We start from the raw sequence: 9,893 nt of genomic DNA on the forward strand, positions 1-9,893 counted from the left end.
GGATTCCTTAGCCCTTTTCGTGGGCGATTTCCTGTTCGACCTCTTCTTCGATCTTCTCCTCGATCGGGGCAACCCGTTCCATCACCTTACGGTTCTTGCGGCTGAGCAGGTACTGCCACACGCCCCATGCGTTGATCAGCAGCAGGATCGCATTCATGGCTGCGATGGGCATGGCGTTGTCGGTCAGGCCGGAGACTATCCAGGTGACCGAGACCGCGCAGAACAGGATGAAGCCGTAGCCCGTTACCTTGCGCCCGAGGTCGGCCGCGATCAGCCCGGCGGCGAGCATCGTGCCGATTGCGGCGATCCATTCGAGGGGCCCGTTCATGGAAAACCCAGCGCATCACACCCGGTCGGGTTCCCGCCATTCGCTGCCGATACCGGTAGCCGATCAGACGCCCGCGAAGGTGTTCCGCGGAACAATGAAGCGGTTGATTCACACATTTTCCGACGCTCATCGGGCCACGAATTCGAACTGAAATCCAACGCGATCACAGCGCGATGTGAAGCGATGTGTCGCAAAGTTGGAATTCCCGAAGGCTCAGATCGTCCGAACGAGCCGGTATCCTGCGTCGATTTCGTCGAGTTCGCGCAGGTGGCCGTAGCGATCCTCCCACGCCCCGCTTTCAAGATCGGCGGCAAGCCGCGCCAACCCCGTGCCGAGGTCGTCGAGCAGGTGGAACGAGGAGCTCCCGGCCCGTATGCGCGGGTCGAGATAGGCTTCGGGCCGCCGCCAGTAGGAATAGAGGAACCCGTCGCTGCAGTCGTGCGGGATGGGCAGGGGGATGAACACCACCTCGCCCAAGTGCTCCCCGTAGAACCCGAGCGGCGGCATCACCTCGGCATCGAGCGCGCGCAGTTGCGGCAGGTAGTCGGTCAGCCAGGTGCCCGGGTGGTCGGGATCGAAGGTTGCGATCATAACCGGGCCCCGGGCAACGCGCCGCAACTCGCGCAATCCCGCCGCCTGATCGCTCCAGTGATGAACCGTCAGCACCGCCATCGCAGCACCGAAACTGTCGTCGGGGAACGGCAGGGCTTCGGCGCTCGCCTGCACTGCCTTGCCCGCGTCGGGCCGTCGCTGTGCGATCATTTCCGTCGAGGGCTCGACGGCGGTGACCTCGCAATCGGCGGGCTCGTAGTTACCCGTGCCCGCGCCGACGTTCACCACCGTGCTGACGTCACCGAGCGCCGCGCGGATCGCGTCAGCCAAGCGCGGGTCGGGCCGCCGCGCCGCTGAATAGCCGGTGCCGATGCGGTCGTAGAGCGCGCTCACTTCAGGGCGGCGGTGAGGCGCTCCACCTGTTCGTCGCTGAGGTCGAGCCGGGTGAACTCGAGGTTGGACTCGAGCTGCTCTACCGTCCGCGCGCTGGCGATCGGGGCGGGGATGCCGGGCTGGCGGACCAGCCAGGCCAGCGCGATGGCCGGCAGGCTGGCACCGGTTTCCCCGGCGATCTTGTCCATTTCGGCGAGGATCGGTTCGCCGGCGTCGCGATAGTCCTTCACGCGGTAGGCGCGGTTGCCCTGCTCGAAGTCCGCGTCCTTGCGGTACTTGCCTGTCAGGTAGCCCGCGGCGAGCCCGAAGAACGGCAGCATGGCTATGCCGCGGCTGGTGCACACGTCCTGCAGGTCCGGTCCGTAGGCACCGCGCGCGACGAGGTTGTATTCATTCTGCAGGGCGGTGAAGGGCGTCGCGCCTTCGGCGTCTGCCGTGTCGAGCGCCGCTGTCAGGCGGTCGGCCTTGAAGTTCGAGGCGCCAATGGCGCGGACCTTGCCGCTCTTCGCAGCACCGTCGAACGCGCCGACGATCTGGCCGATCGGCAGCTGCTCGTAGTCGCGATGCGCGTAGTAGAGGTCAAGGTAATCGGTCTGCAGCCGTTCGAGCGAGGCATCGAGCGAGCGCAGGACCTCGTCGGGCTCGTAGAGAGTGGGGTCGCCGTCGGAGCCGATCTGGATCGGCACCTTGCGGCTCAGCATCCCCGTCTTGGTGTGGATCTTCATATCGCCGCGCACGCCGCGGCAGGCCAGCCATTGGCCGATGAAGCTCTCGGATTCGCCGCCCTTGTGCTCGGGAATCCACGCCGAATAGACGTCGGCGGTATCGATCATCCGGCCACCAGCCTCGTAGAAGGCATCGAGGACCGCGAAACCCTCGTCACCCTTGGCGGTCCATCCGAAGACGTTGCCGCCGAGGACGAGCGGGATACCGGCGATGAAGCTGGGCTGGGTCAACGGTACTTCCCCTGCAATGCGAGCAGCGCCATGGCCGCTTCGGCGGCGCCTGCGCCCTTGTTGGCCTGCTTTGGATCGGCGCGGACGATGGCCTGGGCCTCGTTCTCGACGGTAAGGATGCCGTTGCCGACCGCGAGGCCGTCCATGGTCAGGGCCATGACTCCGCGTGAACTTTCCCCCGCAACTATCTCGAAATGATAGGTTTCCCCACGAATGACCACGCCGATGGCGACGAAGCCGTCGTACTGGTCGCTTTCCGAGGCGAGGGCGATGGCTCCAGGTATCTCCAGCGCGCCGGGCACGGAGATGACCTCGACCTTGTGCCCATTCGCCTTCAGCGCCTCACGCGCACCGGCGATCAGCATGTCGTTGAGATGGTCGTAGAAGCGGGCTTCGACGATGAGGAATTTGGCCATCAGTTGTCCTTCACGGGAATCGGCTCTTCGCCGACGATCGACAGGTCATACCCGTCGAGACCGACGAGGGAATGGGTGGTGTTGGTCAGGAGGATCATGTCGTGCACGCCGAGCTCGGCAAGGATCTGTGCGCCGACGCCGTAGTCGCGCTGTTCGGACGGCATGGCCTCGGGATCGCGCGGGCCAGTGTTGTGCAGGTTCTCGATGGTGCGCGTCAGGAAGCCGGGGGTGGGGCGGTTGATCAGCACGACCACACCGCGTCCTTCCTCGCCAATGCGGCGCATGGCGCCCTCGAGCAGGCCCGCGCGTTCGGTGTCCTGGGCGAAGATGTCGTCGAAGAACGACAGCGCATGCATGCGGACAAGCGTCGGCTTGGCCGGGTCGATGTGGCCTTTTATCAGCGCGATAGTCTCAGCATTTGTCGCCTTGTTGTAGAAGGCGACTGTCCGCCATTCGCCGCCCCAGTGGCTGGTGAAGCGAGCCTCGGCGCGTTTTTCGACGAGGTGGTCGTGCTTACGGCGATAGGCGATGAGGTCGCGGATCGTGCCCATCTTGAGGCCGTGCTTGCGGCCGAATCGCACAAGGTCGTCGAGCCGGGCCATCGACCCGTCCTCGTTCATGATCTCGCAAATGACGCCAGACGGGTTGAGCCCGGCGAGGCGACTGATGTCGACCGAGGCCTCGGTGTGGCCGGCGCGGATCAGGACCCCGCCTTCGCGGGCGACGAGCGGAAAGACGTGGCCTGGCGTCACGATGTCGTCGGCACCCTTGCTGGCGTCGATGGCGACCGAGATGGTGCGCGCGCGGTCGGCGGCACTGATGCCTGTGGTGACGCCCTCGCGGGCCTCGATGGAGATGGTGAAGGCGGTCTCGTGGCGGGTGCCGTTCTTGCGGCTCATCGGCGGGATGCCAAGCGACTCGACGCGCTCGCCCGTCAGCGCGAGGCAGATGAGGCCGCGGCCGTGGGTGGCCATGAAGTTGATCGCATCGGGCGTCGCCATCTGCGCGGGGATGATCAGGTCGCCCTCGTTCTCGCGGTCCTCGTCGTCGACAAGGATGAACATGCGGCCGTTGCGCGCCTCGTCGATGATTTCCTCGATGCCAACCAGCACGGGGGTTTCGTCGTTGTCGGCGAGGAATCGCTCGATCTTGCTGAGCGTCTCGGCGGTCGGGTTCCACCCCTCTTCGGTGCAATCGCGCAAGGTATTGGCATGGAGCCCTGCCGCCCGAGCAAGCCCGGCCCGCGACATCCGTCCCTCGGAAACGAGTTCTCGAACACGTTCAACAATCTGTGTATTCATGCCGACGCCAATATCACATTACAATGTGACGTGTTAGGAAAAAGATCACATTGCCTATCCGAAGAATTCCCAAACCCTGCCTTGCAACTCACCCCCCGGAAGCTCCATGGTGCGCCCGTGACCAACGCCGCGCAGACCGACGAACACCTGCTCGAATCGTTCCGCACGGCCATGCGGCACGTCGCGGCAACGGTTCATGCGGTCACGACCGGACCGGTCGGCGGCCGTCATGGTATTCTTGCAACGGCAGTAAGTTCGCTGAGCTTCGAGCCACCTTCGCTGCTGGTGTGCATCAATCGCGCCGCGTCGCTGCACGAACCACTGGCCTGTGCGGAAACGTTTTGCGTCAACGTCCTCGGGATGGGTAACCGCGACGTCGCCGATGCATTCTTCAGAAACAGGGGCGAGGAACGGTTTGCGGTAGGCGAGTGGGCCGAACTATACGGTGTCCCCATCTTGCAAAGTGCCCAATCGAGCTTTGTCTGCCGAACCGCCCACCGGCACGAATTCGGCACCCACACGGTTTTCATTGGCGAATTGCTCGCCTGCCACCATCGCGCCGATGCGCGGCCGCTGACCTATTACGACCGGCACTACATCGATATCGAGGCGGCGCCTGCCGGAGGTGGCAGCAAAGCCTGATCCGCCTAGCGCCTGGCGAGCAGGTGTCCCGGCCAGCTCGGCGCGCCGCCGCCGAGATAGTCAGCGATTTCCCGCGCCAGGATCGCAGCCCGTTCGGCCGGCGAAGAGTATACCCGACTGCGGAGCAGGCCTCCGCCGATGCTGCGCCCCAGGTCCGAGCGCCAGAACTCGGTCGCGGTGTAGGGATCGTATCCGGCATTGGCCAGCAAATGCGCGCTCAGCCGGTCTGCCTCGATTTCGGCTTCGGCGTTGAGCCTGCGATCGCGCCCGAACTCGCCGCCAAGGCCCTTGCTGACATCCTGCGCTTCGAGGCGATCGCGATGATGCATGACAGCATGCGCCAGTTCGTGGGCAAAGACGACGGCCAGTTGGGTGTCGCTCATTCGTTGTACGAGGCCGAGGCTAACCTGGATGACCCGTCCGTCGGAACGGGCGGTCGTCGCACCTTCCACCAGGACCTCGACCAGCGCACGGCATTGCTCCGTCGTGTCGAGGAGCACCTCGCGCGTCTCGTCCCCGTGCTTGATTGTGAGCCGCAGGGCCTGCCCTTTCGGGTGGTCCGCAAGCATGGCGAACGCTGAATCGCGCAGCGGCATTTCCGCAAGGTCCGGACGTTTGGCGATTGCTGCGCCGTCGACCGCGAGCAGTCCGTCCCCTTTGACAATACCTGCCCCGGCGGCCGAGCCGCCAGGAAGGAGCACAGCGAATGTCACGTCGGCTTGGAAAACCGGGCCCGAACCGGTCGGGTACTGGTCACGACTTTGCAGTGCGGCACCAAGTGACGGGGCCTGACGATCGCAAAGCGGTGCGTTCGAATTTTGCAGCCGCTCGGCGACTTGGAGCAGCCGCAGATCGGCCTCCTCAAGGCTGGTTTGAGCAACCGCCGGCGCATTCAATAGCAACGCGATCATACTTGCAAAGTAGATCGTCGCACGTGCGGGGCGCTTCATCGACAATGGGGGCACTCCGGGAACCGATTGCTTAAGCAAATTTTCATTCATCTCAGTCAATTGGCGTCGGCAAGCAGGAAAAGTCGCCTCGATAAGGCAATATGATCCGTAGAGCCAAACTTGATGTGCGTTGCAAAGTAATCACACGATTTTCACACCATGGTTTGAACGGCTTGACCGGGTTGACTGGGCCAGCAAACGGAAATATCGGAACCTTGAAGCAAAGGAAGGGCATCTAGATGATTATTCGCAAAACGATCGCTGGAGTCGCCGCCGCCGGTCTGATCTTCGGATCGACTGCTGCTGCAGCTGCTCCCGCTCCGGCTGAGCGGGGCGGTTCGAACGTTTCGTCTTCGGAAGAGTTCGCCGGTACGGGTACGTTTACGCTGCTCCTCGGCCTGCTCATTCTTGCTGGCATCATTGGCGTCATCGCATCGAACGACAACGACGACCTGCCGACGAGCCCGTAGTCGCTAAGCGATAGAATTACGAAAGGCGGCGGGCATTGCCCGCCGTTTTTTTGACCGAAACCGCTTTCAGTCGAGGGCCTGGCGTAATTCCGCGATCGAGCGGGCACCCATCATGGCCATCGTACGAACGAACTCGTCACGCAGGATTTGAAGCGCTCGTTCGACACCGGGCCGTCCGAAAGCGGAAAGGCCGTACAGCGCCGCGCGTCCGGCCATGATGCAATCGGCTCCTAGCGCCACCGCCTTGGCGATATCGCTGCCCCGACGCACTCCGCTGTCGAGGATCACGCTAGCTTTGCCGTCGATCGCTTCGACAATGCCGGGTAGGGCGTTGATCGAGGCCATCGAGGCATCGAGCGAACGCCCGCCGTGGTTCGACACGACGACCCCATCGGCGCCGATATCGACGGCCTGGCGGGCATCGTCAGGATGCAGGATTCCCTTGAGGATGAATTTGCCCGGCCAGCGCCGCCGCAACTCCCGCGCGCCGTCCCAATCGAGATCGTCCTGCTTGAAGAAGGCGCCGGGCATCGCCGATTCCGTAACTTTCGAACGAAGCCTGTCGGGCAAGTTCGCCTGCGAGGGGATCCCGCCAGACAAGGCGTAGCGGCCCATGACCCCGGCAAGCCAGCGCGGGTGCATCATGACATCGGCGAAGTTGCGAGGATTGAGGCGGAACGGCGTCGCAAAGCCGTTGCGCAGGATGTACTCGCGGTTGGGCGGCACCGGTAGATCGAGCGTCACGAACAGCGTGTCGCAGCCCAGCTCTGCCGCGCGATCCACGACAGCGTGCGACAGGGCGCGGTTCTCCCACAGGTAGAGTTGGAACCACAGGCGGCCACCAGCGACGGCGATCTGGTCGATATCCATCGTGCTGGCGCTGGAAATGGTAAAGGGCACGCCCGCCGCAGCCGCCGCACGGGCCAGCGCCAGGTCGCCTTCGTGCCACATCATCCCCGCCGCCCCTGTCGGAGCGACAGCGAGGGGCAGGGGCGCCGGCTTGCCGAGAATTTCGCAGGATGTGTCGATCGTCTCGACTCCGCGCAGCACCCGTGGCCGGACGGTCAGCGCATCGAAAGAGGCACGGTTGCGCGCAAGGCCCGCCTCATCCTCGACCCCGCGCTCGAGGTACTCCCAGATACCTAGCGGCAGTCGCCGACGCGCCTTCTCGCGCAGGTCGGCGATATTGTAGCAGCCAAGGTCCGCCCCCACGTTCTTGCCCTCAGCCCCGCCCGAGGAATGGGAGCTTGTTCTGCACCATCAGCGCTTCGTAAAAATTGAGGTGGTCGGGCATGTCGCACATGTGGACGATGATGCCTGCTGCTTCCTCGGGAGTTGCGGCAAAGTCTTCCGGCAGCTTGACCGAACCCGGCATGATCTCGGTCGCGACGATGCCCGGGTGGAAGATCGACACGGCGATGTTGTGATCTCGCCCGTCGAGCGCTAGTGCATGGGTCAGACCGGACAGACCGAACTTGCTCGCAGTATAGGACGGGCATTCGTTGCGCGGCACCTTTGCCGAAATCGATCCGACGTTGACGATGCGGCCGTGCCCGCCCTTCTTGAAGATTGGCCAGGCGCGCTTGGAACACAGGAAGGCGCTGGTCAGGTTGGTGGTTAGCACCCTGTTCCAGTGATCGAGCGAGGTTTCGTCGACGGGAGTATTCTCGGCGATGCCGGCATTGTTTACCAGCACTTCGACGGTACCGAAGCGCGAAACCGCTTCGGCGAAGAGTTTCTCGACCGCGGCCTCGTCGGTCACGTCGGTGGTGACGGCCAGCGCCTCCCCGCCCATGCCCTCGATCTTGGCGACAAGGCCCGAAAGCCGCTCGGCCCGGCGAGCCGCCAGCACGACCTTCGCGCCCTTTTCCACGAATCCCAACGCACAGGCCTCGCCAATGCCCGAACTCGCCCCAGTCACCACGGCGACACGGCCAACCAGAATACTCAAGACAACTCCCCTTCGAATGCTTTCACTGCCTGCTTAGCCAAGCCGGGGGCGGCTTGGAACAGGCAATCAAAGCAAGGCGTCGGGAGGGGAAAGTGGTGGACGCACTAGAGCTCGAACCTAGGATCTGCTGATTAGGAGAAGATTTTCGGTGGCGGACTTGCATGACTGAATGCAGCCAAGGCCGTTCGGTCCGAAACTAGACCAGTCCTACGTCCAGTCCGCGATCAGGCAATCGAGCTTTGTCATAGCAACTGCACCTGCTGGCAACGCGCTTAGGTAAGGACGTTGCTACGTTTCGTCCAAAGCGGTGAGCCGCATCAAATGGAGGCGAGTGGTGTTAGACTGCCATCACCGGCGCGCCCGCCACCGCTTTCAAGTCATTCGGCCGGGACATTGCGGCATTTTCCGATCAGGTGATGGAAATTGCTGTGTTGCATCCGGTGCATTATGTGGGGCGAAATGTGGTAACGCGGGTATCGATTACCAATTATCCGAGTAAGAATTGAACGCGGGCTAGAGTCTAACTGAAATTTTGCAAATATATGAAAGAATTATCTATTATTCAATATGTGCTTTGTGCAATTTCAAGGATTTCCCACTTCATCCCCAACGAATTCCTGATTGGTCTTGCTGAGGTGACGTAGTGGGCTGACTAGGCAGTAGAATCATAAACGCGAAGCCACAGCCGCATTGAGGCGAGTTGTACCATGGCTAGGAAGTTCTCGGCCAGTTTGTCATAGCGGGTGGCGACGCGGCGGAAGTGCTTCAACTTGGAGAAGAAGCGCTCGATCAGGTTCCGCTCGCGGTAGGGCCACGTGCTGAAGTAGGGTTTCGAACGCCTGTTGGCCTTGGGCGGGATATTGGCGAACGCTCCGTTCTCGCGGAGGGATGACCGGATGCGATCTGCATCATAGGCCTTGTCCGCGAGCACGATGGTTCCAGCACCCACATGGTCAAGCAGACCGTCAGCGGCTTGCCCATCGTGGCTTTGCCCAGCGGTCAGGTTCAGCCGGATCGGGAAGCCTTGCCCATCGACGACCGCATGGATTTTGGTCGTGAGCCCGCCTCGGGAGCGACCGAGACAATGATCTCGATCCCCCTTTTTGCCGTCGCGGCCTCCTGGTGGGCACGAACGGATGTGCTGTCGATCATCTGGATGTCGCCATTATGCGCGACGGTCATGGCGTCCATCAACCGATCCCACACGCCAGCTTTTCGCCAACGAACGAAGCGATTGTAGCAGGTGGTGCGCGGACCATAGCGTTCAGGCAGGTCGCATCACGGCGCACCAGAACGCAGCACCCAGAAGATGCCGTTCAGCACGCGCCGGTCATCTACGCGCGGCACGCCTCGCGGCTTGTTGGGCAGGAGGGGCTCGATAACGCGCCACTCGGAAGTCGGTCAGATCATATCGGCTCATGGCGAGCTTGAATCACCAACCCAGCCTGATTGGAAGAGCGGACTTGATCTTCGATCGCGCTACCCACATCCATAGCGGATGACAGTCACGTTGCTTCCTCTATCAAACGGACATTACTCCTTGGAGTTTGAACCGTCGGACATGCCTTCGGTCGCAGTCGCCATCCGTGATCGCTAAGGTGAGCCTGGCAAATGCCAATATCCTGCCTCAGCCGATTACAACTTTGGCGGCTGCCACTTCACCTTTCAGAATGAATGGGACGATCCTTGTTTGATCGCCGGATCGGTCGAAGGCGATGAGATACTAAAGGCGCTCCACGAAGCCCTCTGCGGAACATAACGCACTCGCGGATTTATGGGTTCACGGACTAGTATCGCGCTCTCTTTCAGTTTCTGGCAGAATGGCGGCTGTCAAACGCAACGGAATAAGAGCGGACCGTCCGCTAACGACCCATTTGCGGACCTTCAATGGCAAGTGATTAGTGACATCGGGCCTTTACCCGATACAGACCAGC

The 9,893-nt window shown here is 62.4% G+C and carries 10 protein-coding genes and 1 pseudogene; 2 read left to right on the top strand and 9 right to left on the bottom strand.

Translation table 11 applies throughout. From position 1 onward, the window contains the following. Nucleotides 1-7: 7 nt before the first annotated feature. The 5 genes from GRI89_RS08985 to ribB form a co-directional block, all read right to left on the bottom strand. Complete coding sequence (locus GRI89_RS08985; protein ID WP_159794283.1) at nucleotides 8-328, bottom strand: hypothetical protein; 321 nt, start codon at nucleotides 326-328, stop codon at nucleotides 8-10. A 213-nt stretch (nucleotides 329-541) separates the two neighbouring features. Continuing rightward, nucleotides 542-1,273, bottom strand: a complete 732-nt coding sequence (locus GRI89_RS08990) for a class I SAM-dependent methyltransferase (protein ID WP_328598178.1) — start codon at nucleotides 1,271-1,273, stop codon at nucleotides 542-544. Then, entirely contained in the window at nucleotides 1,270-2,229 is a 960-nt protein-coding gene (locus GRI89_RS08995; RefSeq protein ID WP_159794285.1) for an aldo/keto reductase, read from the bottom strand. The genes GRI89_RS08990 and GRI89_RS08995 overlap by 4 nt, the downstream gene beginning before the upstream one ends. Next, nucleotides 2,226-2,645: a 6,7-dimethyl-8-ribityllumazine synthase gene (gene ribH / locus GRI89_RS09000; protein ID WP_159794287.1), complete on the bottom strand. Its 420-nt coding sequence runs from the start codon at nucleotides 2,643-2,645 to the stop codon at nucleotides 2,226-2,228. The genes GRI89_RS08995 and ribH overlap by 4 nt, the downstream gene beginning before the upstream one ends. After that, nucleotides 2,645-3,946 (bottom strand): 3,4-dihydroxy-2-butanone-4-phosphate synthase, encoded by a 1,302-nt coding sequence (gene ribB / locus GRI89_RS09005; RefSeq protein WP_159794289.1) that lies wholly within the window; start codon nucleotides 3,944-3,946, stop codon nucleotides 2,645-2,647. The genes ribH and ribB overlap by 1 nt, the downstream gene beginning before the upstream one ends. A gap of 117 nt (nucleotides 3,947-4,063) precedes the next feature. On the opposite strand from ribB, the gene GRI89_RS09010 reads away from it, so the two are divergent. After that, nucleotides 4,064-4,588 carry a flavin reductase family protein gene (locus GRI89_RS09010; RefSeq protein ID WP_159794291.1) on the top strand — a complete coding sequence of 175 codons (525 nt, stop codon included), beginning with the start codon at nucleotides 4,064-4,066 and terminating at the stop codon, nucleotides 4,586-4,588. Nucleotides 4,589-4,593: 5 nt separating this feature from the next. Here GRI89_RS09010 and GRI89_RS09015 read toward each other — a convergent pair whose 3' ends face one another. Continuing rightward, the gene (locus GRI89_RS09015; RefSeq protein WP_235913070.1) at nucleotides 4,594-5,589 is read right to left on the bottom strand and encodes a M48 family metalloprotease; all 996 of its coding nucleotides are present in this window, start codon (nucleotides 5,587-5,589) and stop codon (nucleotides 4,594-4,596) included. Between the two features lie 188 nt (nucleotides 5,590-5,777). Here GRI89_RS09015 and GRI89_RS09020 point away from each other — a divergent pair, with 188 nt between their 5' ends. Continuing rightward, nucleotides 5,778-6,008, top strand: a complete 231-nt coding sequence (locus tag GRI89_RS09020) for a hypothetical protein (RefSeq protein WP_159794295.1) — start codon at nucleotides 5,778-5,780, stop codon at nucleotides 6,006-6,008. 66 nt (nucleotides 6,009-6,074) lie between these two features. On the opposite strand, the gene GRI89_RS09025 is transcribed toward GRI89_RS09020, so the two are convergent. The 3 genes and pseudogenes from GRI89_RS09025 to GRI89_RS09035 form a co-directional block, all read right to left on the bottom strand. After that, complete coding sequence (locus tag GRI89_RS09025; RefSeq protein WP_201290897.1) at nucleotides 6,075-7,220, bottom strand: alpha-hydroxy acid oxidase; 1,146 nt, start codon at nucleotides 7,218-7,220, stop codon at nucleotides 6,075-6,077. Nucleotides 7,221-7,230: 10 nt separating this feature from the next. Then, the gene (locus GRI89_RS09030) at nucleotides 7,231-7,959 is read right to left on the bottom strand and encodes an SDR family oxidoreductase (RefSeq protein ID WP_159794297.1); all 729 of its coding nucleotides are present in this window, start codon (nucleotides 7,957-7,959) and stop codon (nucleotides 7,231-7,233) included. Between the two features lie 652 nt (nucleotides 7,960-8,611). After that, nucleotides 8,612-9,379, bottom strand: a pseudogene (locus GRI89_RS09035) (IS5 family transposase). Nucleotides 9,380-9,893: the final 514 nt, after the last annotated feature.

It is taken from the genome of Croceibacterium salegens (genome assembly GCF_009827435.1).
In the GTDB taxonomy this organism is placed as follows: Bacteria; Pseudomonadota; Alphaproteobacteria; order Sphingomonadales; family Sphingomonadaceae; genus Croceibacterium_B; species Croceibacterium_B salegens.